Source organism: Nonomuraea sp. NPDC001684, from assembly GCF_053596515.1.
Map to the genome: position 1 here is coordinate 1 of NZ_JBSFGJ010000063.1, position 25912 is coordinate 25912.

Below are 25912 nucleotides of genomic sequence, written 5' to 3' on the forward strand. Positions count from 1 at the left end.
CTGGTCAGGGTGTACATCGCGCAGAAGCGTAAGATCACCGACGGTGACAAGCTGGCCGGCCGTCACGGCAACAAGGGCGTCATCTCCAAGATCCGCTGGAGCTGGCCGGGACCCAGGCGGCCGGGCCGTAGTCGGTGCTGAGCACGCCGACGTCGCCCTGGGCGCTCAGGTCGCGGGCCTTGGCGTAGTCGCCGCGGTCGGCGGTGACCTCCTGGGGCTTGACCGTCACGCCCCGGGCCGTGATGCCGAGGCCGAGCTGCTCGTAGACCGAGTCGGCGTACAGCCGGGCGATCTCCGGCGAGGAGGCGTTGCCGTACTTGGCGACGGCCTGGTACCAGCGGCCGGCGTCCTTGCGGCCGGCGTCGTCGAGGCCGAGCTCGTCGGCGTAGGAGCGGAGCAGGGCGGCGCCGCCGAGGATGTTGGCGGCGTTGTCGGAGCGCAGCTTCTCGACCGGCAGGCTGGTGAGCTGGGCGGCCTTCTCCAGCGCGTGGGTCGTGGGGTTGCTGACCAGGTGCATCAGGCCGTAGCCGCCGCTGGCGCTGGGCTTGCCCTGGTGGTCGTCGAGGTGGGTCTCGGCGTAGGCGAGCGCGACCAGCAGATCGCGGGGTACGTCGCTGGCCGAGGCGGCCTTGGCGAACGCGGCCGGCAGCGCGGGCTCCCGGGCGGCCTGGGCGGCGGGCTGGCCCGCGGTGATCAGGGCGACGGTCAGGGCGGACGTGGCGAGGGCAGCTAATCGCGTGCGGGCGAGAATCATGGGGATGCTCCTCGTTGGGGGGTGACGGGTGGAACGCGGGCGCGGGTCCGCGGCCCGCGTTTGGCCGCCGAATGCGGCCCAACGTATGTCACCTCTGACACAATGTCGATAATTGACATTACTGACGTGTTAGGTGAAACTTTCCGCCCGCCGACCGGAGGGCGGCCGGAAAGTTGGGCCCCTGAAAACTATTGCGCTCCGCGATCAGGGGACTGAAACTTCCTTTCGTGACCGCGCTCCTGCGTACCGTCCTGGCGGCGCTCACCGCCGCCGTCGTCACCGCTGTCGTCACCGCCGTGGCTCCCGTCCCCGCCTCCGCAGCCCCCACCTCCTCTTCCGCAACGGCCGCCTGCGCGACCGATCCCGCGACGCCCAAGCGGCAGCTCCGGGCCATGTGGATCTCCTCGGTCGCCAACATCGACTGGCCGAGCCGTACCGGGCTCAGCGTCTCCGCCCAGCAGGCCGAGTTCCGGGCCTGGCTCGACCTGGCCGTCGCCAAGCGCATGAACGCCGTGATCGTGCAGGTCAGGCCGACGGCGGACGCATTCTGGCCGTCGCCGTACGAGCCGTGGTCGCAATGGCTGACCGGCACCCAGGGGACGAACCCCGGCTACGACCCGCTGGCGTTCATGGTCGGCGAGGCCCACGCGCGGAACCTGGAGTTCCACGCCTGGTTCAACCCGTACCGGGTGGCCAACAACGACGACCCGACCAAGCTGATCTCCACGCACCCCGCGCGGCAGCACCCCGACTGGCGCTTCGCCTACGGCGGGAAGCTCTACTACAACCCGGGCATCCCGGCGGTCCGCGACTTCATCGAGGACGCGATCATGGACGCCGTCACCCGCTACGACGTGGACGGCGTGCACCTCGACGACTACTTCTACCCCTATCCCGTCAGCGGCCAGGCCATCCCGGACTCGGCCGCCTACGCCCAGTACGGCGGCGCGTTCCCGAACATCGCCGACTGGCGGCGGGACAACGTCAACCTGCTCGTCCGCGAGCTCGGCCAGCGCATCCACACCGCCAAGTCGTGGGTGTCGTTCGGGATCAGCCCGTTCGGGATCTGGCGCAACTCCTCGACCGACCCGCTCGGCTCGCGCACCTCCGGCCTCCAGTCCTACGACGCGATCTACGCCGACAGCCGGCAGTGGGTCAAGCAGGGCTGGATCGACTACCTGGCGCCGCAGATCTACTGGCACATCGGGTTCTCGACCGCCGCCTACGAGGTGCTGACCGCGTGGTGGTCGGACGTCGTGCGCGGCACCGGCGTGCAGCTCGTCGTGGGGCAGGCCGCGTACCGGGCCGGCGCCGCGGGCCAGGAGGCCGCCTGGCAGGACCCGGCCGAGCTGAGCGACCACCTGTACGACAACAGGAAACATCCCGAGATCGCCGGCGACGTGTACTTCAGCGCCAAGGACGTCAAGGCCGACCGGATCGGGGCGATCACCAAGCTGGTCGCCGACCACTACGCCAAGCCCGCCCTGCTGCCCGCCCGGGGCTCAGGGGCCGCGCCCGCCGCGCCCGCGATCACCGCGGCCACCGCCGGCTCGAACGGCGTCCAGCTCACCTGGACCGGCTCCGGCACGGCGTACGCGGTCTACCGCGTGGCCGGCACCCCGCCCTCGGCCGATCCGTGCTTCTTCGCCGACGCCCGCAACCTGATCGGCACGACCAGGCAGAAGTCCTACACCGACCCGGGCGGCGGGGCGTCCACCTACTACGTGACCGCACTGAGCAGGACCCACCAGGAGAGCGCGCCGAGCGAGGGCCGGTCGGCGGGCGGCACGGGCGGCTTCAGCGTCGTGATCGACAACGCCGACGCCGGTTTCACGGCCTCCTCCTCCTGGGGCACCTCCAGCTACTCCACCCAGGCCAACGGGGCCGACTACCGCTTCGCCGACCCGGTCGCGGCCAGCGACCCGGCCTGGTTCCGGGCGGCGATCCCGAGCGCGGGCAGCTACCGGGTGGAGGTCTGGTACCCGGCCAACGCGGGCTACAACGGCTCCGCGCCGCACATCGTGGCGGCCTCGGGCGGCAACCAGACGGTCAACGTCGACCAGCGCACCGGCGGCGGGGCGTGGCGGGTGCTGGGGACGTACACGCTGGCGGCCGGGACGTACAACGTGGTCGGGGTGAGCCGGTGGACCTCGGCGACCGGCTACGTGATCGCCGACGCCGTGCGCATCACCAAGGTCTGACCCGTCAGGAGCGGGCCTTCGCCCAGGCGGGGCTGTCGATGAAGTGGTTGTCGAAGCGGTCCTGCGAGGCCAGCAGCTCTTCGAGCGTGGCCTCGCCGGTCTTCAGCCGGGCCAGCAGGCGGAAGTACTCGAACCGCTCGACGCCCGGCGTGATGACGATCAGCAGGTCGGCCTCGGCGCCCGGGGCCGCGGCGAAGGCGTGGGCCACGTGGGGCGGGACGACGGCGACGTCGCCCTGCTCCAGGGTGATCACCTCGTCGCCGGCCAGCACCTGCGCCCGGCCGTCGAGGACGTAGAACATCTCGGAGGCGGTGGTGTGGGTGTGCGGCACGGCGCCGTCGGCGCCCGCGCCGAGCGTGATGCGCACGGTGCTCAGGGCGCCGCCGGTGGCGCTGGAGTCGAGGAGCATGCGGCCGGTGCTGGGCGGGCCGCCGATGACCTCGGCGTCGACGGAGCGGATGACGGCGGTGCTGCGGGGGTCGATGAGCGACATGGTGCTATCCGTTCTCGGAGAGGGCGCCGCGGAGTGCTGTCTCCACGAGGCGTTCGGCGTAGGCGCGGCCGACGGGCAGGCCGGTGATCAGGACGCGGTAGTACAGGGCCCCGGCGAGCTGGTCGAACAGGGCCTCCACGTCGAGGTCGGCGCGTAGCTGGCCGCGGTCCCTGGCCCGTTCGAGCAGGGCGCGGGCCAGGGTGTTGCGGCGGGCGTACATCTGCCGCTCCAGCTCGCCGACGTCGGCGTGGCGGGCGGCGGCGGCCACGAGCTCGGCCACCGTGCCCGCCGACCCGTCGTCGTCGCCGGGCGCGCGGCCCGCCGCGCGCATCCGGTTGAGCCCGGCCGCGATCTTCTCCAGGTACGCGGGCAGGTCGCGGCGGATGTCGCCGGTGTCAGTGATCTCGTCGTGGTCCTGGAGCCGGTTGACGACGGCCAGGGCCAGGTGGTCCTTGGTCGGCCAGCGGCGGTAGAGCGTGGTCTTGGCGATGCCGGCCCGCTCGGCGACCTCGTCAGGGGACAGGCCGGCGTAGCCGCGCGCGAGCAGCAGCTCGGTGGCGGCCCTGAGCACACCCTCGTCGACGTCACTCCTGCGCGGCCGTCCCACCATGCCCTGCCTCCTTTTCGCTACCTGAGTAGCGTAATCCTGGAGGGCGGCATTTCGCAACCCGGGTATCGAAACTCCGTTTATCGGGGCAGCAGCGCCCACACCACCCGCTCGCCGGACCTGTCCTGGTAGGTCCCCCACAGTCCTGCGGTCAGCTCGTGCACCAGCCGGAGTCCGCGTCCCGACTCGTCCGCGTCCGCCGGCACGCGGGGACGCGGAACCAGGCCGTTCCGGCCCGGATCGGTCACGGTCAGCCGCCAGAACCCCGCCTCCGGGGCGAGGGACAGCCGGACCCACTGTGCCGCCGCGTGCTGCAACGCGTTCGTGACCAGCTCCGAGGTGATCAGCCGCAGGTCGTCCAGAGCCTGGTGATCCGCCCCCAGCCACGCCGCCAGTTCGGTACGCGCCAGCCGGGGCAGCATCGCCGGGTCGTCGAGCTCGCCGACCGTCCACACCTTGACGCCCGCATGCAGGGAACTGGACATGATCACCTCCGGGATGGGCGTACAGGCAGAGGTCGCGTGTACGCGGGTTCTCAGGATGCGGTTGATTCGGCTGACCAGCCTCTGGGATCGGCCGTACAGTTCCTTACAGTGAGTACGCCATGGCTCAGCGTGAACGGTTGTGGGAAGGGCGTGACATGCCGAAGGAAGAAGAAGCGGAAGCGTGGGCCGAGTACGCCAGACGCCTGCGTGCCTTCCGTACGGACCACGGGTTGAGCCAGGAGCGTCTGGCGGACCGGCTGGCCTACAGCGAGAGCGCGGTCGGGCACGTGGAACGCCTGCTGCGCAAGCCGAGCGAGGACTTCACCCGCGAAGTGGAGAAGGCCCTCGGCCTCAAGGGGCAGTTGACGGAGCTGCTGCCCCAGATCCACGGCGCGCTGGGCCCGCGCTGGTTCCGCGAATGGCCGAAGGTCGAGGCGGCGGCCCACACCATCAGGACGTCCGAACCCCTGCTGATCCCCGGCCTGCTCCAGACGGAGAATTACGCCAGACATGTGTTCCTGGGCGAGCCAGGGGTCGTGGAGCAGGAGGCCGAGGAGGCCGTACAGTTCCGGCTGCACCGGCAATCCGTCTTCAGCCGCGCGTCCCCGCCCATGTACTCGGCCCTCGTGGACGAGAGCGTCCTGCATCGGCCGGTCGGCGGCCCGCAAGTGATGAGAGAGCAGCTTGCCAAGCTGCTCGACGTGCTCAACCCGCCCTACGTCACGATCAGGATCATCCCTCTCAGGGCGGGGCTCACCGTGGGGTGTCTCGGAGCCTTCGAGGTGGCCACCCTCCTGGAGGGAGGCCCCGATCACGCCTACCTGGAAAGCGCCGAGGAAGGGCGGGTGACCAATCGCGCCAGTACGGTGCAAGCGCTTATTGTGCGATGGGAGGCCCTGTCCGGCATGGCGTATCCCGTGGACAGGAGCCGCGAGATCATCCGCGAGGTGATGGAGAGCTATGAGTGATGTGAGCGGTCTCCGTACGGGCGTATGGGTCAAGGCGACGGCGTCGGGGGGAAACGGCGGGAGCTGTGTCGAGGTGATGCGGCGGGCGGATGACGGCGTTCTCGTCCGGGACACCAAGGACCGGGGTGAAGGCCCGACGCTGGCCTTCACCCGGGACGAATGGCTCGCCTTCCTCGACGGTGCCGCCAAGGGGGAGTTCGACCTGTCCTGAGCCCGTCAGGAGGCGTACATCACCGACAGGAAGCGGAGCAGGAGGGCTTCCCTGGTCTCGGCGGGCAGGGCGTCGAGGACCGCGTTGACCGTCGCCATCCCCGGCTGGCCCGCGCCCGGACGCAGGTCCACGCCCACCGAGGCGGCCAGTTCGGCGAAGGTCGCGTCGTCCAGGGCGTCCAGGTCCAGGTCGGCGATCAGTTCGACCAGGCCGTCAGGCACCACGGCCGGGCCGCGCAGCCGGGCCGCCTCCGCCGCCTCGGCGATCACCCTGAGCATCGCCTCCACGCCGTTCAGCGTCACGCCGGTGACCGTGACGTGCAGGTTCGCGGGGATCCCTGCGTAGGAGAGCTGCGGTTGCAGGAACCAGCCCCGCTCGCGGGCCGCGTCGGCCAGCACGAACACGTCGAGGTCGTCCCCGGCGAAGGCCACCAGCGACGACTCGGGCGCGCCCAGGACCCGCAGGCCGGGGATCGCGGCGATGCCCTCCCTGAGCCGGGCCGCCGCCTTGAGGGTGGCGCGGCCGAGCTCCACGTACCCCTCCCGGCCGAGCGCCTGGAGCGTGGCCCACGCGCCGCCGAGCGGCCCGGCCGACCTGGAGCTCTGGACGGTGGCGTTGATGATCGTGTAACCCGGCCAGGCGGCCGAGGCGAAGTACGCCTTGCGCCGCGTCGCCGGGTCGGCGAACAGCACCACCGAGGCGCCCTTCGGCGCGTAGCCGAACTTGTGCAGGTCGCAGGAGAGCGAGGTGACCCCCGGCACCGACAGGTCGAACGGCGGCACGTCGGCCCCCGCCTCCCGCAGCCACGGCAGCAGCCAGCCGCCCACGCACGCGTCCACGTGACAGGCCACGCCCGCCTCGGCGGCCACGGCGGCGACCTCCGCGACCGGGTCGATCACACCCTGCGGGTACGACGGCGCCGAGACCACCACCAGGACCGTGTCCTCGTCGATCGCCGCCGCGACGTCCGCCACCCGCACCTTGTACGTCTCCAGATCCACCGGCACGGCCTTGACCCGCAGGCCCAGGTAGTGGGCCGCCTTGTGGAAGGCCGGATGGGCGGTCACCGGCAGCACGAGGTTGGCGCCGGGCCGCCCGGCCGCGTCCCGCGCCGCCTTGACCGCCAGCATGATCGACTCGGTGCCGCCGCTGGTGAAGACGCCGTGGCCGCCGCCGAGCAGGTCGGCGACCGCGCCCACGACCTGCTTCTCCATCTCGACGATGCTGGGGAACGCCGTCGGGTCGAGGCAGTTGACCTCCAGCATCTCGGCGTACGCGCGGGCCGCCGCCTCGTGCACCTCGGGCCGGCCGGTGTCGTAGACGTACGCGGTCACCTGCCCGCCCCGCACCGGCAGGTCGTGCTGCTTCATCCTGGCCACCTCGGACAGCAGGTCCTCGGCGGTTCTTCCGGACAGGGGGAGGGTCACACGTTCTCCTTGGCGGGGGCGACGGCGGGGTCGAGGGCGAGCCGGCCGTAGCGGACGACGAACGGCAGGCTGATCAGCATGAGCAGGGCGGGCAGCGCGGTGAAGCCGAGCAGCAGCCCGGTCAGCGCGCCGGCCGGCTGGGCGACGGGCGACTCCACGGGCGCGGAGACGAACCCCGACACCGCCAGGACCAGCGCGAACAGGCCGGGGCCGAGCGCGAGCCCGGCGGTCTCGCCGGCCGTCCACAGGCCGGTGAACGCGCCGGCCTGGGCGTGGCCGGTACGGGCGGCGTCGGCGTGCACGGTGTCGGGCAGCAGCGACAGCGGCAGCAGTTGCAGCGCGGCGTAGCAGACCCCGGCCAGCGCGGTCAGCGCCAGCGTGGCGGCCAGGCTGCCCGCCGCGATGGCGGGGACCAGGGCGAGCGCCACGACGGCGAACCCGGCCGAGGCGGCCAGGTAGCAGCGCACGGTCCCGTACGCGCGGGCCAGCCGGGCCCAGGCCGGCACGGCGAGCATGCTCGGGCCCACCAGGCAGACGAACATCACCGAGGTCAGCCCGTAGTCGCCCAGCCGGTACGAGGCCACGTACGGGGCGCCCGCCAGCATCACCGCCACCCCGAGCGCCTGCGTGACGAACGCCGCCAGCAGCGCGAAGAACGGCCGGTTGCCCCGGGCCAGGCGGAAGGCCGCCGCCGGGCCGAGCTGCCGGGGCCCCGGACGCGACGACACCCACCGCGTGCCCAGCGTGGCGGCCACCAGGGCGGCGGCCATGACCAGCCCGATCGCGACGCCCATGACCGCGTACCCCGGCCGGCCGCCGCCCGCCAGGTCGACCACGGCGGGGGCCAGGCCGCCCGCGACCAGGATGCCGAGGGTCAGGCAGACCACCCGCCACGACATGATCCTGGTCCGCTCGGCCGGGCTCGCCGACATCTCGGCCGGCAGCGCCACGTACGGCACCTGGAAACTCGCGAAGGCGGTCGCGGCCAGCAGGAACGCCACCCCGGACCACGCGGCCCCGCCGACGCCGCCCGCGACGCCGCCGGGCACGGCGAACATCAGCGCGAACGCCACCGGCAGCGTGGCCGCGCCCACCGCCAGCAGTCGCGTCCGGCGGCCGGTGCGCACGGCCTCGCGGTCGCTGGCGGCGCCGACGAGCGGGTTGAGCAGCACGTCCCAGATCTTCGGCGCGACCAGGACGGCGCCCGCGACGGCGGCGGGCACGCCGAGCATGTCGGTCAGGTAGTAGAGCAGCAGCAGGCCGGGGACGGCGGAGAACACGCCGGTGCCGACCGAGCCGACGCCGTAGCCGAGCAGCCGTCCGCGGCTCAGCCGCCCGGTGGCCGTCGGGGCCGTCGCGGAGGGCCGGGCATCGGTCATCGGGGGTCGCCGGGGAGGGCGAGGGTGCGGTGGAGGGTGAGGTGGAGGTGGGCGCGGAAGCGGCGCAGCGCGGCCCGGTCGCCCGCGCCCCTGCGGCGGCCGTCGGCGTCGAGCACGCCGCCCTTGGCGAAGCCGTGAATCGACCAGATGACCGTCCACATGGCGTACTCCAGGTCGACCGTGCCGTCGATCACGCCGGCCTCGACCGCCGGCCGCAGCGCGCCGGTGACGGCGGAGACCAGCGGCTGGACGTACTGGCGTTCCAGCTCGGTGATGTCGCTCGCGTCGGAGAGCCAGCGGTGCATCCACAGCGCGGGGATCTCCGGGTTGTCCGCGCAGAAGTCGAGGTAGTCGTCCACCAGGCGGTGGATGGAGGCGACCGGGTCGTCACCGGGCAGCTGGGCCAGCGCCTTGTCCAGCGCCGCCTTCTCCGCCCGGTGCGCACGTTCCATGACGGCCAGGTACAGCTCCCGCTTGCCGCCCACGTGGTAGTTGACGGTGGCGATGTTCATCCCCGCCGCGTCGGCGATCTGGCGCGTCGAGGTGCCGTCGTAGCCGAGCGCGGCGAAGAGCTGGGTGGCCGCCTTGAGGATCACGGCCGGCTGTCCGCTGTCGGCAGGTCTCATACGACCGACCGTAGTTCCGCCCCGGGCCGTTGGTCAATCGCTTGATGGAGAGGTTTCCGGTCAGTCTGGAGCCCAGTACTTGACGAGGGCCTTGTCCAGGTGCGCCACGACCGGCTTCCAAGTGGGGGGCAGCGTGTAGCGGGTGACGCGGTGGCCCTTGTACGCCAGCGTGTAGCTGAGGAAGTCCGCGCCCTGCGGCGGGCGTTCGGAGCGGCCGATCTTCAGTTCCTTGAGGTAGCCGCGCAGTTGGCGCTCCTCCTTGGCCGTGAGGCACTTGGCCACCACGGGCCCGGTACGGCGGCTGAGCCGCACGCAGCCGTCGGTGTAGACCGTCACGCGGTTCCGCAGCCCCGCGAAGCCGCCCTCCTCGCGCAGCTCGACCAGCACCTTCTTCTGCGCGCTCACCGCCTCGGCGGGCAGCGCGGAGGCGGTGACGGCCAGCGCGAGCACGGGCAGCAGCACGATTCGCCAGTTCTTCATACCCTCTATGACGTACCCCGGCCCCGAACGGCTCACCTTCCGAGACCCGCGTCGCGGGCCCGGACGATGGCCTCGGCGCGGTCGGCGACGTGCAGCTTGGCGAAGATGTTGGAGACGTTGTTGCGCACGGTCTTCGGCGACAGGAACAGGGCCGAGGCGATCTGCGCGTTCGAACGGCCCGCCGCCACCAACGACAGGATCTCCCGCTCGCGCGGCGTGAGCTGCGGGAAGACCGGGTCGCCGGGCGTCGAGGCGGCCCCCTGGAAGAACTCGGCGACCCGCAGCGCCACCGCCGGACCGAAGATCGCCTCGCCGTGCGCCACGGCGGTGATCGCCCGTACGATCTCGCCCTGGCCGGCGCCCTTGAGCAGGTAGCCGCGGGCCCCCGCGCGCATGGCGGCGAACAGCGTGGCGTCCTCCTCCGACATGGTCAGCACGACGACGGCGACGTGCGGGCTGTCGGCCACGATCCGCCGGGTGGCCTCGATGCCGTCGAGCCCCGGCATGCGCACGTCCATCACCACGACGTCCGGCTGGAGGTCGGCGGCGCGCTCGACCGCCTCGGGGCCGTCGGCGGCGGTGCCGGCCACCTCGATGCCCGGGATCGAGCCGAGCAGCAGCGCGAGCCCGTCCCGGTAGACCGGGTGGTCGTCGGCCAGCAGGACCCTGATCGGCTCCTGGCTAGACATCGGCGGCCTCCACCCGCATCGGCAGCCGGGCCAGGACCAGGGTGCCGCCGCCGGGCGGGCAGGTCACCCGGCAGTCGCCGCCCAGCTCGGCCGCGCGCTCGCGCAGCGAGAGCATGCCCACCCCCGCCGCCACCTCGGGGCCGATGCCCGCGCCGTCGTCGCGTACCGCCACCTCCAGCGTCCCTTCCCGCGCGGTGAGCGTGATGTCGCAGCGTGCCGCGCCCGCGTGCCTGGCCGCGTTGGCCAGGGCTTCGGACACGATACGGTAGGCCGCCACCTCCACCGCCGCGGGCAGCGCGTCCAGCGGGCCGCCGCCGGTGACGCGCACGTCCAGGGCGGCGGTGCGGAACCGTCCGGCCTGCTGCTCGATCGCGCGCAGCAGGCCCAGCTCGTCGAGCGCGGGCGGGCGCAGGTCGTGGACCAGCCTGCGGACGTCCGCCAGCACGCCGCCGACCTCGGCGGCCGTCTGCTCCAGGATGCGGTCGGCCTGCTCGGGCGCGCTGCCGGCCAGGTTGCGGGCCGCCTCGATGCGCAGCGCCACCGCGCCCAGGCTCGGGCCGAGCCCGTCGTGCAGGTCGCGGCGGAGCCTGCGGCGCTCCTCCTCGCGGGCCAGCACGAGCCGGGCGCGGATGCGTTGCAGGTCGGTGCTCAGCTCGACGGCCCGCGCCGCCGCGGCGGCCTGGCGTACGAGGTCGCCGAGCAGCCGCTGGTCCCGCTCGGTCAGATCGGTGCGGCACAGCACCAGCCGCCCCACGGTCTCGCCCCGGTAGGCCACCGGCAGCGACACCGACGGCCCGCGCGGCGACCCGTGCTCCACCACGGACCGTTCGCCGCCCGGCCGCTCGATCTCCACCCGCACGTAGGCCAGCCGGAACGCCTCCGCCAGCGTCGTGGCCACCGCGAGCAGCTGCTCGTCCGGGTCCGTGGCCAGCTCCAGCCGCTCGGCCAGCGTCGAGACCGCGGCGTACGGGTCGTCCCGGGAGCCGCGTACCAGCCTGCGGACCGCCCGCCAGAGCCAGGTGCGCAGGGGGGCGTACAGGACGGCGACGATCGCGATGGCGGCCAGGGCCGAGTCCCGTTCCCCGAGGACGCTGCCCACCAGCGTGAACACCACCACGTCCATGACCACCACGAGCGCGGCGAGCAGGCCGTAGGCCACGGTGGCCGACAGCAGCCGGTCGATGTCGTACAGACGGTACTTGGTCACCGCCACCACCACGGCCGCGGCGGTGAACGCGATGGCCAGCGTCAGCAGCGCCGCCGGGATCTGCGGGGACAACGACAGCGGCAGCAGGAGCACGATCATGTCGACCAGCGCGGCCCACATCAGCCAGCGGATCTGGGCCCGCCGCTCGGCGTCGGCGACCACGTACCTGCGTACCATCGACGCGAACGGCACCACCAGGCTCACCAGGACGGACGCGTACGCCAGCGCCAGCGCCGGCTCCCAGAACGCGTACGGCAGGTCCAGGGACAGGAAGTCGAGGCCGAGCCGCGCGATCTCCGGCGGCATCGCCTGGTCGTGGTAGCGCTCCATGACCGCCGTGGGCGCGGTCACCAGCAGCGCCGTGAGCAGCCCGGTCAGGACGAGGCTCGTCACCGACAGCGCCCGCCACACCCGCCCCGGCGGCAGCCGGCCGTCCGGGAACAGCAGGATCAGCAGCGGCAGCCCGAGCAGCAACGACGCCCCGAACCGCGAGTACGACCAGTACGCCGCCGCGGCCCCCGGCAGGCCGGGCGAGACGTAGGCGGCGTGGGTCGCCCAGCTTCCCAGGAGCCCGTCCAGCAGCCACAACAGCCCGAACACCGCCAGCACCCAGGCCACCGGATGCCGCGGCAGCCTGCGCAGCAGCAGCGCGCCGGGGACGAGCTGCGCGAGCCCGGTCAGCGCGGCCGGCCACCCGGGTTCCAGATCCGAGGCGGGCGGCAACCGCACGTCCCCGGCGGCCACGTCCAGCGCCACCGTGGCCACCGCCATCCCGACCCCGGCCGCGGCCACCCCGACGGCCCACCACCTGCGCGCCGCTGCCAGAGGGGTGGAAGGTCCGGTTTCTGTCACGAGACGTATTACACCCGACGTTGTGTCCTTATGTCCCGGGACAGGGGTCCCGTCGACGGCGGGACCGGCGGCTCTGCCGGCCCGGGGCGGCCCGCCGGAAATCTGGAGGCACGACATCCCCTGAACGAAGAGAAGGACCTCCCGTGGACGCCAAGATCAGTACCACCCCCGCCAGGGCGCGCACCGACGTGCCCGCCGGCCCGGCGCCCTCCGGCGCCCCCGCCATCGCCCCCGCCACCGTGCGCAGGCTCGGCGTCGCGCTCGCCGTCGGCACGCTCTCCTGGGCTGCCAGCATCTTCGTCTACGGCAGCCAGGCCCAGGGCTTCGGCGAGCGGGTCGGCGACCTGACCGGGCTGCTCTTCCAGCTCGGCATCTTCGCCCTGCTCGCCGTGCAGATCCGGACCCGCGCGACGGGCACGTCCCGCTTCGCCAGGGTCATGCTCAAGGTCGAGCTGGTCCTGCTCGGGCTGGCCGCCGTCTGGTCGCTGCTGCACGGCGTCCTGCCCGACAGCGCCCAGGACGGGCCGGTGATGCAGGCGCTCGACGTGTTCTGGCCGGTGTCCATGCTGGGCATGATGGCCATTGGCATCAAGATCGCCTTCACCGGGCGCTGGCGCGGGTCCCTGCGGTGGTGGCCGCTCATCGCCGAGAGCTGGGCCGTGGTGACGGTGCCGACGTACATCCTGTTCGGCGACTCGGTCTCGAACTGGGTCGGCGGCTTCCACCTGGTCATCGGGTACGCCACCCTCGGCGCGCTGCTCGCGCTGCGTCCCGGCCTGACCGACTAGCCGATGACGTCCCGCAGCTCCCGCGCCGAACGTGGCCGGTGGTGGCTGTCGACGTACCAGTCGTAGCCGGCGTACTCGTCGAGCAGCAGCTCGACCAGGCCGGCGTCGTATCCGTCGCCCGGCTCGCGCAGGTGGAACGGCGGCGCGTAGAAGCAGTCCCCCAGCAGCAGCACCCCGGAGTCCGGTACGGCCACCACCGTGGAGTCCTCGGCGTGCCGTCCGCCGACGTGCCGCACCTCGACGCCGCTCGGCAGGGTCAGCACGTCGTCGAACTCGGTGTGCGGCGGAAGCACCGCGAATCCCTCCCAGTCGGGCATCGCCCAGGCGCGGGCCCGGAAGCTGGGGCCGAGCCGGGGATCGGCCTCGACCTCGGCGCGCAGGTACCGGTGACTCCACGGACGCCGGGCTTCGGCCGCAAGGACGCGGGCGCCCGCCCGGTGGCCGATGATCTCCACCTCCGGCCACGCGCACGCGCCCCAGACGTGGTCCCAGTGGTGATGGGTGTAGATCAGCTGTCGTGCGGGAGGCAGCTCCGCGGCCGCGATCGCCGCCTGGATCCGGCGCGCGGCCGAGGGGCTGTTGCCGGCGTCCACCACGACGGTGCCCGCCCGGCCGGCGATGACCGCGACGCCGCCCTGCACATTGTCGTGGTCCTCGTCGTGGGGGTACCACCAGACGCGGCCCGCCAGATGCCGCAACGCCTCGAACATCGGCCGAGAGTAGCACCGCTGATCGGATCATTCTGGACAAAAGCGTCAGCGGCGTCCCGGCTATGCCGTTCCGTACGAGCGGCTTCCGGGAGCCGGCGCTCAGGCCGGGGCGAGCGGCAGGACGGCGGTCACCTCGGTGCCGCCGCCCGGGCGGGGGCCGATCGCGCAGGTGCCGCCGATCTCGGCCGCCCGCTCGCGCATCGACGTCAGGCCCACGCCCGGCGACGGCTCGTCGGGCAGGCCGGTGCCGTCGTCGGCGACCGACACCCGCAGCTCCCCGGCCTCCCGCCGTAACGTGACCAGCACCGACGTGGCCTGGGCGTGGCGGCGCACGTTCGTCAGCGCCTCCTGCGCGATCCGGTACGCGGCCGTCTCCACCGCCGCCGGCAACCCGTCGAGCAGCCCTTCGGAACCGTCGAGGGCCCCGTCGGACCCGCCGGGCAGCCCTTCGGAACCGTCGGTGGCTGCGGGCACGGTGACCTCGACCCGGGGGCCCGGGGCCTGGCCGAAGGCGCGCAGGGCGCCGGCCAGGCCCAGCTCGTCCAGCACCGGCGGGCGCAGGCCGTCCACCAGCTCGCGCACCGACATCAGCGTGCCGGTCATCTCCTCGCGCACCCGGACCAGCAGCTCCTCCACCGACTCGGGGTCGCGCTCCAGCCGCCGCCGCGCCTCGTCCAGGGTCATCGTCACGCTGGTGAGCGTGGGGCCGAGCCCGTCGTGCAGCTCCCTGCCCAGCCGGCGCCGCTCCTCGTCGCGGGTGGCGCTGATCCGCTCGTGGGAGTCCCGCAGGTCGGTGCTCAGCCGTACGGCGTGCGCCAGCTCGGCCAGGTGCTTGGCCATGACGTCCAGCGGCTCGCGGCCCGGCCGCGCCCCGGCGATCCGCAGCCGCCCGACCGGCTCGCCGTGCCAGGTCAGCTCGACGGACCGCGATCGGGCGCCCAGCTCGCCGTCCACGAACGACAGCGCGGGCTCGCCCGGCACCTCCACGCCCACCCCCCGGGCGACCAGCGACGTGCGCACGACGGAGATCGCCTCGGCCAGCGCCCCCGCCGGGTCCCCGGCCCGCTGCACGGTACGGCTGAGCAGGTCGGCCGCCCGGTACGGGTCGCGTTCCACGTTGAACAGCCGGTCCACCGAGCGCTGGAGGCGCAGGCGCACGGGATGGAAGGCCGCGCCGGTGACCATCGCGGAGGCGAGCCCCGCCGCCGCGCCGTAGCCGTCCGCCAGGCTGTTGGCCGCCCAGATGAGCGCCGAGTACGTGAGGCCGGCCCCGACCGCGAGCGTGCCGTACACCAGCGTGCGGTTGAGGATGAGCCGGATGCCGTAGAGCTGGTGGCGCAGCACGGCGGCGATGATCGCGATGGGGATGCCCGCGGCCAGGAAGACCCGTACGGCGATGATGAAGGTGTCCTGGTTGCCCGCGCTGGCGATCCAGTAGACGACGAAGATCACCATGGCGTGGAAGTACCAGGTGATCTGGCGGCGCACCTCGGGCGTCGCCGCCCGGTACCTGAAGCCCAGCGAGACCACGCCGAGCAGGCACAGCAGGATCATCGGGGGCCCGATCCACGACTCCACGACCTCGGGAACCCTGCCCAGCGCCGCCACCCCGAACGGGTTGCCCACCGGCACCCCGAGCTCGAACGACGGGTCGGGGGACAGGCCGAGCAGCAGCGAGTGCCCGGCCATGAGCACCAGGTTGCCGTAGAGCACCGGCCGCCAGCGCCTCGACGGCAGCCGTCCGTCCGGGAAGAGCAGCGGCATGATGCCCGTGAACGTGGGCACCGGCAGCAGCCACAACCAGATGGCCGGCCAGGCGACGTAGGGCAGGAGCGGGCCGGGCGCGTGGAAGTACATCCAGCCGGTCAGCGCGAACAGCAGCGAGTACGCCGACCAGACGACGCCCGTCGCCCACATGAGCCAGGGGACCAGCAGCCGGGGCCGCCGGCTGATCAGGAACGCGCCGGCGAGCGGGAACATCAGCCCGATCGGGTCGAGCCCCTGCGTCTCGGCCAGCCCGCCGAGCTGCGCCGCCAGCACCGCCGCCGTCACCACGGCCGCGAGCGAGGCCCCGGCGGCCGTCCACACCACCGCCAGCATGAGCCGCCACCGCCGCACCCGCGTGCTGCCGGGCCCGTCCGCGCCGCGACCGTCCGCGCCGGGACCGGGATCGTCGTGGTAGTCAGGGGTCATCGTGGCTCCTTGACCGGCAGTTCCGCGACGACCTCGGTGCCGCCGCCGGGGCGGACGTCCAGCCGGCAGACGCCGCCCACCTCCTCGGCCCGCCCGCGCATCAGGGCGGCCCCCTGGCGGCGCTGCTCGGGCAGCCCGATCCCGTCGTCGGACACCGTCAGCCGGAGCCCGTCGCGCCGCTCCACCCTGATCAGGGCGGTGGTGGCGCGGGCGTGCCGGCGCACGTTCGCCACCGCCTCATGCGCGATCTTGTACGCCGCCACCTCCACCGCGGCCGGCAGGTCGGCCAGCGAGCCCGAGACCACCACGTCCACCCTCGGGCCGGGCGCGTCGGCGAGCAGCCGTAAGGCGCCCTCCAGGCCGAGCTCGTCCAGCCCGGCGCCGTCGAGCGCGGGCGGGCGCAGGCCGTACACCAGGTCGCGGACGTCCACGATGGCCTCGGTCATCTGCCTGCGTGCCGTGCTGAGCAGGGGCTCGACCGAGCCGGGGTCGCTGGCCAGGCTGAGCCGGGCCTGGTTGACGCTCATCGCCAGGTTCGTCAGCGCCGGTCCGAGGCCGTCGTGCAGGTTGCGGCGGAGTTCGCGGCGTTCCTCCTCGCGGGTGACCATCATGCGCTCGCGCGAGCGTTGCAGGTCGGCGCTGAGCCGTACGGCGTGGGCCACCTCGGCGAGCTGCCTGGCCAGCATGTCCAGCAGCGCCCGGTCGCGCGGCTCGCCGCTGACCGACAGCCAGCCCATCGACTTGCCGTGCCAGACCAGGCGTTCGACCGAGGGGGCCGGGCCCATCTCGCCCGCGACGACGCTGCGCACCCGTCCGCCGGGCAGGACGACCTCCACCGCGACGCCCGGCGCCCCCAGGGCCAGCCGGACAGCGTGGGCCGCCGACGCCAGGGCCTCGGCCGGCCCCCTGGCCTCCTGCACGCTCCGGCTCACCCGGTCGGCCAGCCGGTACGGGTCGCGCTCCCACCGGAACAGCCGGTCCGCCGCGCTCTGCAGGCGCAGCCGTACGGGCTGGAACAGCGCGCCCGCGGCCAGCGCGGCGATCAGGTCGGACCACGAGCCGAGCAGGGCGTCGAGCGCGCCGACCCCGAAGTAGACGGCGCCGACCACGGCGGTCAGCGCGAGGTAGACCAGGGCGCGGTTGAGCAGGAGGAGGGTCCGCTCGCGTCCGCGCAGCCCGGACAGGACCGCTGCCTTGACGAGCAGCGGTCTGACCGCTCTGAGCAGCACCCGCCGGGCTTTTTTCGCCATATGTCGGGCACATCATAAGTGGCGGAACCGCTATCGCAGAGAGTCCACCGGCTGCATCTTCGCCGCCCGCAGCGCCGGATAGAGCCCGGCCAGCAACCCCACCACCGCCCCGGCCACCGGCGCGGCCAGCGCGAGCCGCGCGTCGAGGAGCGGCGTCCACTCCCTGGCGGCCGAGACGGCGACCACGGCGACCACGCCGAGGCTCGTGCCGATCACGCCGCCGGCCAGCCCGACCAGCGTCGACTCCAGCAGGAACTGGGCGGCGACGTGCCGTCGCGCGGCGCCGAGCGCCCGGCGCAGCCCGATCTCGGGCACCCGTTCCATCACGGTGACGAGCGTGACGTTGGCGATGCCGACCGCGCCCACGACGAGCGAGACCAGGCCGAGGATCAGGAACAGCGCGTTGACGTCGTCCTGGGCGGCGTCGCGGGCCCGGGTGGGGCCGGGCGGCGCGACCACCTGGAGCAGGTCCTCGTTGCCGGGGCTGAGCGCGACCGGCGTCTGGCCCGCGACCAGCGCGGTGGCGCCCAGGCCGGTGTTGACCAGCACCCTGGTGACCGTCCGCAGCCCGAACCGGGCCCCGGCGGTCGGCGGCACGAACACGGCCGCGCCCAGGTCGCGCTCCCGGCGCAGCCCGCCGAGCACGCCGATCACCGTGTACGCGTGGCTGCCGATGAAGACCGCGGGCGCCCCGTCGAGCCGGGTGATCCCGAGCAGCCTGGCCGCCTGGTCGCCGAGCACCGCCACCCGGTCGCCGCGCCGGACGTGCCCGGCGTCGTAGAACCTGCCGCGCAGCATCGTGCCGCGCAGGGCCTCGGGAAGGCCGGTGGTCGCGGCGACCACGGGCAGCGACTGCGTGGTGATGCGCGCCGGATCGACGATGTCGTTGGAGCGCACGGACAGGTTCGCGGTGTCCTCGCTCTCCGACAGCGCGGCGGCCGACTCCACGCCGCGCAGCCTGGTCAGCCGGTCGACCGCGTCCCAGGTCACCAGGGGGGCGCCCGGCGTGCCGGGCACCTCGACGGTGATGGCCGTGGCCACCAGCGCGTCGAAGTGGCCCACGACCTGGTTGCCCGCGGTGGCGGCCACGCCGAGCGTCACGACGAGGGTGGTGATGCCGAGCACGGTGCCGAGCGTGGTGAGCGCCGTGCGCAGCGGCCGGGCCAGCAGGCCGGCGACGGCCTCGCCGGCCAGGTCGCGCAGGTCCATCACTCCTCCACCAGCACGCCGTCGGTGATCCGCACCCGCCGCTCGGCGCGCGCGCCGACCTCCTGCTCGTGCGTGATGACGACGATGGTCAGGCCCTGCCGGCGCAGCTCGTCGAACAGGTCGAGCACCGCCTCGGTGTTGCGGCTGTCGAGGTTGCCCGTCGGCTCGTCGCACAGCAGCAGCGACGGGGAGCCCATGAGGGCCCTGGCGATGGCCGTGCGCTGACGTTCGCCCCCGGACAGCCGGCCGGGCGCGAACCCCGTACGGTGTCCGAGGCCGACGCGGTCGAGCGCCGCCAGGGCCCGCTCCCGCCTGCCCTTGCGCGGCCGCCGGGTGTAGAGCTCGGCGAGCATCACGTTCTCCACCACGGTGCGGTGGGCGAGCAGGTGGAAGGACTGGAAGACGAACCCGATCCGGTCGCCGCGCAACCTGGTCCTGACGCCGTCGGGGAGCGTGGTGGTCTCGGCGCCGTCGAGGCGGTAGCTGCCGGAGTCCGGCCGGTCGAGCAGGCCGAGCACGTTGAGCAGCGTGGACTTCCCGGACCCGGACGGGCCCATGACGGCCACGTGGTCGCCGCGGCCCACCCGCAGCGAGACGCCGTCGAGCGCGCGGACCGGCGGCTGCGCGGCGTACAGCCGGCACACCCCCGTCAGCTCGATGACCGGCTCGGCCCGCCGCTCAGGCATCGCCGACCACCACCCGGTCGCCCTCCTTGAGTGCGCCGGTGACCTCGACGTTCCCGTCGGCGGACAGGCCGGTGCGGACCTCGACGTCCCTGGTCCTGTCGGTGGCGTACTCGACCCGGACCCGGGCCCTGCCGTCGGCCGAGGTGATCACGGCCGCCACGGGCACCACCAGCACCGGGTCCTTCGTCGCCCCCACGGTGATCCGCGCCGTCACCGCGGTCCCGGCCTTGAGCCCCTTGGCCGGGCCCGGCGTGATCAGGACGGGCTGCGCCCCGCCTTCGGCCGCCGCGGAGCCCGGCACCCTCGCCTTGTCGCCCACGGCGGTCAGCCGGGCCGGGTACGACCGGCCGGTGTCCAGCTCGACGGTCGCGGGCATGCCCGCCCGCAGCAGCTCCGACTCCGCCGCCTCGACCGACGCCGTGACCGCGAACGACGAGCTCGTCACGGTGGCGACCTCGCCCTCGACGCGCTGCCCCGCCTTCACCGACACCTTGCGCACGCGGGCCGGCAGCTTCGGCAGGAACACCACCTCGCCGGGCGGGATCGAGACCCCGTACGTGCGGGAGTACTCGGCCAGCATCTCCTCGGCCGCCGCCACGTCCGCGCGGGCGCCGGTCACCTTGAGCCGGGCGGGGGAGAGCTGCCTGGCCTGGCGCAGCGCCTGCTCGGCGGTAGCCAGCGTCTCCTGGGCGGTGCGCACGGCCGCGCGCAGCTGCTCGACCCGGGCCGCGCGGGCCTGCTCGGCCTCCTTGACGATCAGGTCGCGGGCCTCCTGGGCGGCTGACAGGTCGGCGCGGGCGTTGGCCACCCGCAGCTCCAGCAGCCGCGTGTCGGCGGGCGAGGCCGTGGGCTGGGGAGCGGCCGTGGCGGCGGGCGCGGGCGTGCCGGTGGGGGCCGCAGTGGGGGCAGCGGTGGGGGCCGCCGTGGGCGCGCTCGTGGGGCGGGTGCGGGCGGCGGCGAGGGCCTGCTCGGCCTCCAGCAGCCGCTCCTCGGCCGCCCGCACCGCCGAGTCGGCGGCCGACAGCCGGGCCTCGTCGGCCGGCGGCAGCTCCTGGGACCGGGCCTCGGCCAGGGCGCGGCGGGCCACCGTGAGCCCGGTCCTGGCGTTCTTCAGCCTGAGCTTGAGCGGCAGCACGTCACGTCCCCGGTCGAGCGCCTGCTGCTCGGCCGCCAGGGTCTCCTTGGCGGTCCGTACGGCCTTGCGCAGCGTCTCGTAGGTCTGCCGGTCGGTGAGGGTGGGCCGCTGGGCCTGGTACCCCTTGGCCGCGTAGAGCCGGGTGAGCGCGGCGACCGTGGCCCGGTCGAAGACGCCGGTGGACCGCGCGCGGTGCCCCAGCCTGCGCAGCGCCCGCTGCAACTGGGTGACGTCGTCGCCCTCGCTGCCCGGCGTGATCGTGCGGTGCATCGGCACCGAGCCGCGCAGGACGAACACCGGCCGGCCGTTGACCTCCATCAGCACCCCGCCCTCGGCGATCCGGCCGGGACGCGGCGCCCTGGTGGCCCGCTGCAGCTCGGACGCGCCGCCGACGGCCCCGGCCAGGCCGACCGGCAGCGGCGAGCCGTATTCGAGGGTGCCGTTGACCACCACGGTGCTGACCAGCCTGCGCCGCTCGACGGCGGCGGTGACCAGGGACGGTGTGGGCGCGGCGCGCCTGCTCGCCTCGTCGGCCGGCGAGCGCAGCCGGGTGCTCACCGCCCACCCGGCCAGGGCGACGAGCACGACCCCGGCGAGCACGACGGCCGCAAGCCTGCGTGGGGATCTCATGAGGACGTCAGAACGCGAACCGGTCGTTGATCTTCCGCTGGACGGCGGTCTCCTTCGGCGTGTAGGCCGCGTAGAAGTCCTTGCCGCACTCCAGGTCGTCCAGCGCCGCCTTGACCTCCTGGACGAGGTACGGCCTGGCGGCGTCGGGGGTGAGGTCCGGAATGTGGAACTGCTCGGTGTCCTTGGTCATCTTCGGGGCTTCGGGGAGGTTCTTCTGCTGCTGGCGGCCCAGCTTGTCCTGCCGGCGCATGAACTCTCGCTCCCCGCGCTGGTTGAGCGCCGACGGCTTGGTGTCGGCCACCGAGTAGCCCTTGCCCTTGAGGCAGGCGGCCATGGGGCCGGCCAGCTCGACCAGCTCGGGGTCACCGTCCAGTTCGGTGGCCTTCGCCCGCCTGTGGGCGATGGCCATCTGGGAGAAGTAGTCGATGTTCGACTTCAGGGTGAGGCCGAGGACCTGCTTGGCGGCCGTGACGACGCAGGCGTCCTTGGCCTTGTGGTAGGCGGTGAGCTGGGCGGTGGAGAGGTCTGCCTGGATCTTCATGTTGGGGTCCGGGTCGTTCTTGCCGCCGGGGCCTTCCAGCTCCCCGGGGTAGACCTGTAGGGCGAAAACGCCGAATCCGTATTTGGCGCGATATTTCTTCATCGCCTGGTAGTCGCCGGAGGCGCGCTTGCGCTCGTCCTCGCTCTTGTCCTCGGGCTTCACGTACGGCATGTACGTGAAGCCCTTCTGCTTCATGCAGTCGGCCTTGGCCGCCTCGAACTGGTGCTTCCTGTCCTTGGCGGCGGCCTGCGACGGCTGGGCGGTCTCGGCGCCGCCGGTCGGCTCGGCGGCGCCCCCGCAGCCGCAGAGCACGGCCGCCGAGAGCGACATGGCGATGGCCAGGCGGGATCTCTTGAGCATGGCGGAGACCATACTCCGTTTAACGGAGTATGGTCAATCCAGGCAATGCCGCCGCTGGCGGAAGGGCGCGAAGGCGGCCCCCACGACCAGCAGCGCGAGCACCCCCCAGTAGGCCAGGTGCTGCCGGGTCAGGGCGTCGGAGTGCAGCACCAGCTCGCCCGACGCCGTCGCCAGGTAGATCGCCGCCGCCAGCGTCCACCGGTGGTCGCGGGCCAGGTAGGCGCTCCCCGCCGCCAGCCCGAACGCCGCCGCCTCCACGACCAGCCTGCTCAGGCTGAGCGGGAACCTCGTGGAGTCCTCCATCCACTCGGGGCCCGCCCAGCTCGCCGCGACGACCGCCGCCCACCACCACCACGACCTCGTGCGCGGCGGCCGCCGCAGCACGAGCAGGCCGACCAGCGCCACCGCGTAGGTGCCCGCCACCAGGTAGGGGTCGCTGTCCATGAACAACGGCCGGACCTGGAGGAACGTCGGATAGACCGGTAACAGCGTCGTGTCGAACGGCTGCCACCACCCGCCGGCCAGCGCCACCGCCTTGGCCCCGGTGAGCAGCGTCAGCGCCGCCGCCGTGCGCAGCCGTCCCCGTACGGTCGCCAGCAGCGTGAGCGCCGACAGCAGCGTCCAGAGCGGCAGCGTGCCGGCGTAGGGCAGCAGGGCGGCCAGGTTCGCCGCCGCGACGGCGGTGACGGCGAGGTGCACGCCGTCCTGCCAGGGGCTGCCGCTCGCCAGGTGGACGATCCGGCTGCGCACCCCGCCCCTGAGCAGCCCCCACGCCTCGCGCGGCACCGGGACGCGCCGCCCCGGCGCGGCCGATTCGAGCAGCACGTCGAGCAGCTCGTCACCGTGGGCCGCGCGGTACGTCCTGGGATAGGCGAGCAGGAGCCTGCGGTAACGCCGTTCGAGCGCGGACGCGGCTCGCGCGGACCCGACGGCCGTCATCCGGCCGACGGCCGCAGGACGAGTGAGGCGGCTGCCTGCATGCGTCTCGCCTCCGCCTCCACCAGCGCCTGGCCCTCGTCGGTGATGCGGAAGTAGCGCCGGTTGCGCCCGTTGACCGTCTCCTCGCGGTCGACGGTGATGACGCCGCGCTCGTTGAGGCGTTCCAGGATGCCGTAGAGCGTGCCGACGGAGGGCTGGACCCGGCCGCCGGACAGCTCCTTCACTGACTTGCTGATCGCGTGGCCGTGCAGCGGTCCGGCGCGCAGCGCGGCGAGCACGAAGTACATCGGCTCGCTGACTTCTGAGGTTCCCCTGGGCATGGGGAGACAGTATTCCGTTCAACGGAGTGTGGGCAACGCGGGCGGACCCCCGGAAGGGCCGCCCGCGCCGCGCGTCACCGGCAGCGGTCGCCGTCGAGGCGGAAGACCTCCGGGGCCGGGTTGGGGCCCGAGGCGTGCGTGCCGACGAAGCCGAACGTCACGGACCCGCCGGGCCTGATCCGGCCGTTGTAGCCGAGGCTGCGCGCCGTCACCACCGCTCCGGACTGGGCGAGCTCGGCCCCCCAGCCCTCCTTGATCCGCTGGCCGCCGGGGAACGACCAGCTCAGGGTCCAGCCGTTCACGCTCTCCCGGCCGGTGTTCTCGATCACGATCTGGCTGGTGAAGCCGCCGGGCCACGAGCCGTGCGCCGAGTAGCGCACCCGGCAGGCGGACTGCTCGCCCTTGTCCGCCAGGAACGCCGAGACCCACGCCAGCGGCGAGTTCCAGTTGATGGTCAGCTCGTTGGTGGACCAGGACTCGATGTCGTCGACGTAGCAGAACTGCGGCTTGCAGCCGCGCAGCAGCCGCTGGGCGACCGGGTCCTGGATGGCGGAGTTGGGGCCGCCGGCCAGCGAGCCGCGCGGCGGGTGGGGCAGCGCGTGGTCGAGCTGGTGGGCGTACCAGCGGCTGTGCTGGTTCTGGGCGGAGACCTCGCCGTAGCCGGTGACGTAGGAGATGTTGAGCGCGTTGCGGCCGAGCAGGTAGTCCATGCCCTCCCGTACGGCGGCCCGGTACTTCTCCTCGCCGGTCAGGTCGTAGGCGGTGGCCAGGACGACCAGGTTGTTGAGGACCAGGTTGTTGGAGCCCCAGTCGAAGTCCGCCGGCGCGTACGGCAGCCCGTACGGGTGCGCCCGCTGCACCGCCAGGTACTTGTCGGCCCCCTCGACGACCGACTGCCGCACCTTGTCCCGGCCGGGCAGCGCGTTGGGCACGGTCGCCAGGCCCAGCCGGCCGAGCTGGGCGGTGTTGCCCCAGTCGAAGCCGCGCTCGCGCCAGATGTCGCCGGTGTGGTGCGGCGAGGCCAGCACGAAGTCCGCGAACTCCTTCTCGCCCGTCGTGAGGTAGAGCTCGGCCGCCGCCCAGTAGAACTCGTCGGTCACGTCGGCGTCGTCATAGGCGCCGCCGCCCACGCCGTCGGCGGGGCTGGCGTACCGGGCCGGGTTCGCCTTGGCCGCCGTCCACGCCTTGCGCGCCGCCTTGAGGTTCCGCGCCGCGAACGCCGCGTCGTAGGGCGCGAACAGCCGGGCCGCCTGCGCCGCCGTCGCGGCCAGGTTGAGCGTCGCGGCCGTGGACGGCGGGTGCAGCTCGCGCTTCTGCGGGTCGAGGTGCGGCAGCAGCGGCAGGCCGGTCCAGTTCTGGTCGTGCACCTTGTGGTGGGCCATCCCCGCGTATGGCTTGCCGTCCGGCACCTGCATGCTCAGGATGAACTCCTGCTCCCAGCGGGCCTCGTCCAGCACGTCCGGGACGCCGTTGCCGCTCTCGGGGATCTTGAGCTGGCCGTCGGTGAAGGCGGCCCGGTCGCGCTCGTAGGCCGCCATCAGCTGGTGGACCGCGATGCCGCCGTTGACGACGTACTTGCCGTGGTCGCCGGCGTCGTACCAGCCGCCCTTGACGTTCAGGGTGTAGTCGCAGCCGCCCGCCTGGCAGGGCACGTCCGTGTCGCCCTGGTTGGGGGGCGTGCCCGCGTGGCCGGCCGGGCGTCCGTAGCCGGGGCGCAGGCTGTCGAGGATCTCGATGCCGCTGCGCTGGGTGTAGTAGAACTTCAGCGCGTCCGTGGGGAGGGAGTCGTACACGTCCGCGCCGATGTCGAACGGCCTGCTGGTCTCGCCGTCGGCGGTCAGCGTGTAGCCCTGGCCGGGCTTGGCGTAGGAGCCGAAGTCGATGGTGTGCACGTTCTGGCCGGAGCTGGCGTCCATGCCCTTGGGGACGGTACGTCCGTTCGCGACCCTTTGCTGCGCGGCGTTCCGCAGCTCCCAGTCCAGGGGTGTGGTGGCCTCGGTGACCAGGGTGGCCTTCTTCGGGCCCGAGGGCAGGTAGCCGACCATGTTCACGCGGACGCGCGGGCCCGTGTCCGGCTCGTAGACCTCGGGTTCGGCGCCGCCCTTCAGCGACACGTCGTCCATGCAGAACCTCCAGGGCTCGGCGCTGCCGCCCAGCTGGAACGCCACCTGGGCGTTCGGCAGCGAGACCGGGGCGGTGAAGGTGTAGGAGTAGTCGTTGCCCGAGACGCTCAGCTCCGGGGCGGCCGACAGGTACTGCGTCCACGGGTCCACGGGGAGCTGGATCAGGGCCTTGCCGACCTTGGCGGGGGTGGCGGAGGCCGAGAACCTGTAGGCGTAGGTGTCGCCGGCGACCAGCGGGACGCCGTCCTGGCCGATGATGACGTCCCAGGGGTTGGCGGTGCCGCCGGGGACGTCGGCGCACAGCCTGCCGCCGTCGATGGTCAGGGTGGTGTTGCCGGTGCTCCACCAGGGGGCGGTGCCGGCGTCGAAGGTGCCGTTCACGATCTGCTCGGGTCCCTCGTCGGCGGCGCGGGCGGACGCGGCGGGGGACAGGGCGACCATGGTGAGGAGGGCCAGCAGCGCGGCCCGGCATCGGGTCATGGAGGTCCTTCGGAGGGTTGGGAGCGCTCCCAATGGAGCGATCCCGATCCTCCTTGCCCACCGCCGCCCCGTCAACGGATGCCCGCCATCGGTGCTGGAAGACGCTGAAACTTTCACGCCCCGGCCCGGACCGAGCCTGTCGGCCGCCCTTCACTGACGGCTCATGTTC

Annotated in this window: 24 protein-coding genes and 1 pseudogene; 5 read left to right on the forward strand and 20 right to left on the reverse strand. The window is 73.3% G+C overall.

Annotated elements, in window-relative coordinates; translation table 11 throughout:
* Positions 1 to 93 (forward strand): annotated as a pseudogene (locus tag ACWCSD_RS15030) (hypothetical protein); the annotation flags it as partial.
* On the opposite strand, the gene ACWCSD_RS15035 reads toward ACWCSD_RS15030, so the two are convergent.
* Complete coding sequence (locus ACWCSD_RS15035; RefSeq protein WP_449915330.1) at positions 80 to 754, reverse strand: transglycosylase SLT domain-containing protein; 675 nt, start codon at positions 752 to 754, stop codon at positions 80 to 82. The pseudogene ACWCSD_RS15030 and the gene ACWCSD_RS15035 sit on opposite strands and share 14 nt — an antisense overlap.
* 227 nt (positions 755 to 981) lie before the next feature.
* Between ACWCSD_RS15035 and ACWCSD_RS15040 the strand changes: the two genes are divergently transcribed.
* A complete protein-coding gene (locus ACWCSD_RS15040; RefSeq protein WP_449915333.1) occupies positions 982 to 2955 on the forward strand; it encodes a family 10 glycosylhydrolase in 1974 nt (657 codons plus the stop codon).
* A gap of 4 nt (positions 2956 to 2959) precedes the next feature.
* Here ACWCSD_RS15040 and ACWCSD_RS15045 read toward each other — a convergent pair whose 3' ends face one another.
* The 3 genes from ACWCSD_RS15045 to ACWCSD_RS15055 form a co-directional block, all read right to left on the reverse strand.
* The gene (locus tag ACWCSD_RS15045) at positions 2960 to 3448 is read right to left on the reverse strand and encodes a cupin domain-containing protein (RefSeq protein ID WP_387671366.1); all 489 of its coding nucleotides are present in this window, start codon (positions 3446 to 3448) and stop codon (positions 2960 to 2962) included.
* Positions 3449 to 3452: 4 nt separating this feature from the next.
* Entirely contained in the window at positions 3453 to 4058 is a 606-nt protein-coding gene (locus tag ACWCSD_RS15050; protein ID WP_358291749.1) for a TetR/AcrR family transcriptional regulator, read from the reverse strand.
* Between the two features lie 77 nt (positions 4059 to 4135).
* Positions 4136 to 4540 (reverse strand): ATP-binding protein, encoded by a 405-nt coding sequence (locus ACWCSD_RS15055; protein WP_449915338.1) that lies wholly within the window; start codon positions 4538 to 4540, stop codon positions 4136 to 4138.
* 119 nt (positions 4541 to 4659) lie between these two features.
* Between ACWCSD_RS15055 and ACWCSD_RS15060 the strand changes: the two genes are divergently transcribed.
* Complete coding sequence (locus ACWCSD_RS15060) at positions 4660 to 5508, forward strand: helix-turn-helix domain-containing protein (protein ID WP_397155602.1); 849 nt, start codon at positions 4660 to 4662, stop codon at positions 5506 to 5508.
* On the forward strand, positions 5501 to 5719 hold the full coding sequence (locus ACWCSD_RS15065) for a DUF397 domain-containing protein (protein WP_449915341.1): 219 nt from the start codon (positions 5501 to 5503) through the stop codon (positions 5717 to 5719). The genes ACWCSD_RS15060 and ACWCSD_RS15065 overlap by 8 nt, the downstream gene beginning before the upstream one ends.
* A gap of 5 nt (positions 5720 to 5724) precedes the next feature.
* On the opposite strand, the gene ACWCSD_RS15070 is transcribed toward ACWCSD_RS15065, so the two are convergent.
* Genes ACWCSD_RS15070 through ACWCSD_RS15095 form a run of 6 tightly spaced genes read right to left on the reverse strand, consistent with a single transcriptional unit; the run spans position 5725 to position 12379 of the window.
* Positions 5725 to 7146, reverse strand: a complete 1422-nt coding sequence (locus ACWCSD_RS15070) for a pyridoxal phosphate-dependent decarboxylase family protein (RefSeq protein WP_352358786.1) — start codon at positions 7144 to 7146, stop codon at positions 5725 to 5727.
* Complete coding sequence (locus ACWCSD_RS15075) at positions 7143 to 8525, reverse strand: MFS transporter (RefSeq protein ID WP_449915344.1); 1383 nt, start codon at positions 8523 to 8525, stop codon at positions 7143 to 7145. Before ACWCSD_RS15075 ends, ACWCSD_RS15070 begins: the two co-directional genes overlap by 4 nt.
* The gene (locus ACWCSD_RS15080; protein ID WP_397155609.1) at positions 8522 to 9151 is read right to left on the reverse strand and encodes a TetR/AcrR family transcriptional regulator; all 630 of its coding nucleotides are present in this window, start codon (positions 9149 to 9151) and stop codon (positions 8522 to 8524) included. Before ACWCSD_RS15080 ends, ACWCSD_RS15075 begins: the two co-directional genes overlap by 4 nt.
* A 60-nt stretch (positions 9152 to 9211) precedes the next feature.
* Entirely contained in the window at positions 9212 to 9631 is a 420-nt protein-coding gene (locus ACWCSD_RS15085) for a hypothetical protein (protein ID WP_397155611.1), read from the reverse strand.
* A 32-nt stretch (positions 9632 to 9663) separates the two neighbouring features.
* Positions 9664 to 10320 carry a response regulator gene (locus tag ACWCSD_RS15090; RefSeq protein WP_397155613.1) on the reverse strand — a complete coding sequence of 219 codons (657 nt, stop codon included), beginning with the start codon at positions 10318 to 10320 and terminating at the stop codon, positions 9664 to 9666.
* Positions 10313 to 12379 carry a sensor histidine kinase gene (locus tag ACWCSD_RS15095; protein WP_397155615.1) on the reverse strand — a complete coding sequence of 689 codons (2067 nt, stop codon included), beginning with the start codon at positions 12377 to 12379 and terminating at the stop codon, positions 10313 to 10315. Before ACWCSD_RS15095 ends, ACWCSD_RS15090 begins: the two co-directional genes overlap by 8 nt.
* Before the next feature lie 143 nt (positions 12380 to 12522).
* On the opposite strand from ACWCSD_RS15095, the gene ACWCSD_RS15100 reads away from it, so the two are divergent.
* Complete coding sequence (locus tag ACWCSD_RS15100) at positions 12523 to 13167, forward strand: hypothetical protein (RefSeq protein WP_397155617.1); 645 nt, start codon at positions 12523 to 12525, stop codon at positions 13165 to 13167.
* On the opposite strand, the gene ACWCSD_RS15105 is transcribed toward ACWCSD_RS15100, so the two are convergent.
* From ACWCSD_RS15105 to ACWCSD_RS15150, 10 genes are all read right to left on the reverse strand, one after another.
* Positions 13164 to 13877 carry an MBL fold metallo-hydrolase gene (locus ACWCSD_RS15105; protein ID WP_449915349.1) on the reverse strand — a complete coding sequence of 238 codons (714 nt, stop codon included), beginning with the start codon at positions 13875 to 13877 and terminating at the stop codon, positions 13164 to 13166. The genes ACWCSD_RS15100 and ACWCSD_RS15105 overlap by 4 nt on opposite strands.
* A 99-nt stretch (positions 13878 to 13976) precedes the next feature.
* Complete coding sequence (locus tag ACWCSD_RS15110; RefSeq protein WP_449915352.1) at positions 13977 to 16070, reverse strand: sensor histidine kinase; 2094 nt, start codon at positions 16068 to 16070, stop codon at positions 13977 to 13979.
* Positions 16067 to 17320, reverse strand: coding sequence for a sensor histidine kinase (locus ACWCSD_RS15115; protein ID WP_449915355.1), 1254 nt, complete (start codon positions 17318 to 17320; stop codon positions 16067 to 16069). The genes ACWCSD_RS15110 and ACWCSD_RS15115 overlap by 4 nt, the downstream gene beginning before the upstream one ends.
* A gap of 30 nt (positions 17321 to 17350) precedes the next feature.
* Positions 17351 to 18529 carry an ABC transporter permease gene (locus tag ACWCSD_RS15120; protein ID WP_449915357.1) on the reverse strand — a complete coding sequence of 393 codons (1179 nt, stop codon included), beginning with the start codon at positions 18527 to 18529 and terminating at the stop codon, positions 17351 to 17353.
* Positions 18529 to 19215 (reverse strand): ABC transporter ATP-binding protein, encoded by a 687-nt coding sequence (locus ACWCSD_RS15125; protein ID WP_449915359.1) that lies wholly within the window; start codon positions 19213 to 19215, stop codon positions 18529 to 18531. Before ACWCSD_RS15125 ends, ACWCSD_RS15120 begins: the two co-directional genes overlap by 1 nt.
* Positions 19208 to 20980 carry a peptidoglycan-binding protein gene (locus ACWCSD_RS15130; RefSeq protein ID WP_449915362.1) on the reverse strand — a complete coding sequence of 591 codons (1773 nt, stop codon included), beginning with the start codon at positions 20978 to 20980 and terminating at the stop codon, positions 19208 to 19210. Before ACWCSD_RS15130 ends, ACWCSD_RS15125 begins: the two co-directional genes overlap by 8 nt.
* A 7-nt stretch (positions 20981 to 20987) precedes the next feature.
* Positions 20988 to 21881 carry a hypothetical protein gene (locus ACWCSD_RS15135; protein WP_449915365.1) on the reverse strand — a complete coding sequence of 298 codons (894 nt, stop codon included), beginning with the start codon at positions 21879 to 21881 and terminating at the stop codon, positions 20988 to 20990.
* 33 nt (positions 21882 to 21914) lie between these two features.
* The gene (locus ACWCSD_RS15140; protein ID WP_449915368.1) at positions 21915 to 22820 is read right to left on the reverse strand and encodes a hypothetical protein; all 906 of its coding nucleotides are present in this window, start codon (positions 22818 to 22820) and stop codon (positions 21915 to 21917) included.
* A complete protein-coding gene (locus ACWCSD_RS15145; protein WP_189651648.1) occupies positions 22817 to 23140 on the reverse strand; it encodes a PadR family transcriptional regulator in 324 nt (107 codons plus the stop codon). Before ACWCSD_RS15145 ends, ACWCSD_RS15140 begins: the two co-directional genes overlap by 4 nt.
* A gap of 74 nt (positions 23141 to 23214) precedes the next feature.
* Complete coding sequence (locus ACWCSD_RS15150; protein WP_449915371.1) at positions 23215 to 25743, reverse strand: glycoside hydrolase family 9 protein; 2529 nt, start codon at positions 25741 to 25743, stop codon at positions 23215 to 23217.
* Positions 25744 to 25912 lie beyond the last annotated feature (169 nt).

Coding starts and splice junctions, on each gene's coding strand:
- ACWCSD_RS15035 (WP_449915330.1), bottom strand. CDS start 754: ATGATTCTCGCCCGCACGCGATTAGCTGCCCTCGCCACGTCCGCCCTG.
- ACWCSD_RS15045 (WP_387671366.1), bottom strand. CDS start 3,448: ATGTCGCTCATCGACCCCCGCAGCACCGCCGTCATCCGCTCCGTCGAC.
- ACWCSD_RS15050 (WP_358291749.1), bottom strand. CDS start 4,058: ATGGTGGGACGGCCGCGCAGGAGTGACGTCGACGAGGGTGTGCTCAGG.
- ACWCSD_RS15055 (WP_449915338.1), bottom strand. CDS start 4,540: ATGTCCAGTTCCCTGCATGCGGGCGTCAAGGTGTGGACGGTCGGCGAG.
- ACWCSD_RS15060 (WP_397155602.1), top strand. CDS start 4,660: ATGGCTCAGCGTGAACGGTTGTGGGAAGGGCGTGACATGCCGAAGGAA.
- ACWCSD_RS15065 (WP_449915341.1), top strand. CDS start 5,501: ATGAGTGATGTGAGCGGTCTCCGTACGGGCGTATGGGTCAAGGCGACG.
- ACWCSD_RS15075 (WP_449915344.1), bottom strand. CDS start 8,525: ATGACCGATGCCCGGCCCTCCGCGACGGCCCCGACGGCCACCGGGCGG.
- ACWCSD_RS15080 (WP_397155609.1), bottom strand. CDS start 9,151: ATGAGACCTGCCGACAGCGGACAGCCGGCCGTGATCCTCAAGGCGGCC.
- ACWCSD_RS15085 (WP_397155611.1), bottom strand. CDS start 9,631: ATGAAGAACTGGCGAATCGTGCTGCTGCCCGTGCTCGCGCTGGCCGTC.
- ACWCSD_RS15090 (WP_397155613.1), bottom strand. CDS start 10,320: ATGTCTAGCCAGGAGCCGATCAGGGTCCTGCTGGCCGACGACCACCCG.
- ACWCSD_RS15105 (WP_449915349.1), bottom strand. CDS start 13,877: ATGTTCGAGGCGTTGCGGCATCTGGCGGGCCGCGTCTGGTGGTACCCC.
- ACWCSD_RS15110 (WP_449915352.1), bottom strand. CDS start 16,070: ATGACCCCTGACTACCACGACGATCCCGGTCCCGGCGCGGACGGTCGC.
- ACWCSD_RS15115 (WP_449915355.1), bottom strand. CDS start 17,320: ATGGCGAAAAAAGCCCGGCGGGTGCTGCTCAGAGCGGTCAGACCGCTG.
- ACWCSD_RS15120 (WP_449915357.1), bottom strand. CDS start 18,529: ATGGACCTGCGCGACCTGGCCGGCGAGGCCGTCGCCGGCCTGCTGGCC.
- ACWCSD_RS15125 (WP_449915359.1), bottom strand. CDS start 19,215: ATGCCTGAGCGGCGGGCCGAGCCGGTCATCGAGCTGACGGGGGTGTGC.
- ACWCSD_RS15130 (WP_449915362.1), bottom strand. CDS start 20,980: ATGAGATCCCCACGCAGGCTTGCGGCCGTCGTGCTCGCCGGGGTCGTG.
- ACWCSD_RS15135 (WP_449915365.1), bottom strand. CDS start 21,881: ATGCTCAAGAGATCCCGCCTGGCCATCGCCATGTCGCTCTCGGCGGCC.
- ACWCSD_RS15140 (WP_449915368.1), bottom strand. CDS start 22,820: ATGACGGCCGTCGGGTCCGCGCGAGCCGCGTCCGCGCTCGAACGGCGT.
- ACWCSD_RS15145 (WP_189651648.1), bottom strand. CDS start 23,140: ATGCCCAGGGGAACCTCAGAAGTCAGCGAGCCGATGTACTTCGTGCTC.
- ACWCSD_RS15150 (WP_449915371.1), bottom strand. CDS start 25,743: ATGACCCGATGCCGGGCCGCGCTGCTGGCCCTCCTCACCATGGTCGCC.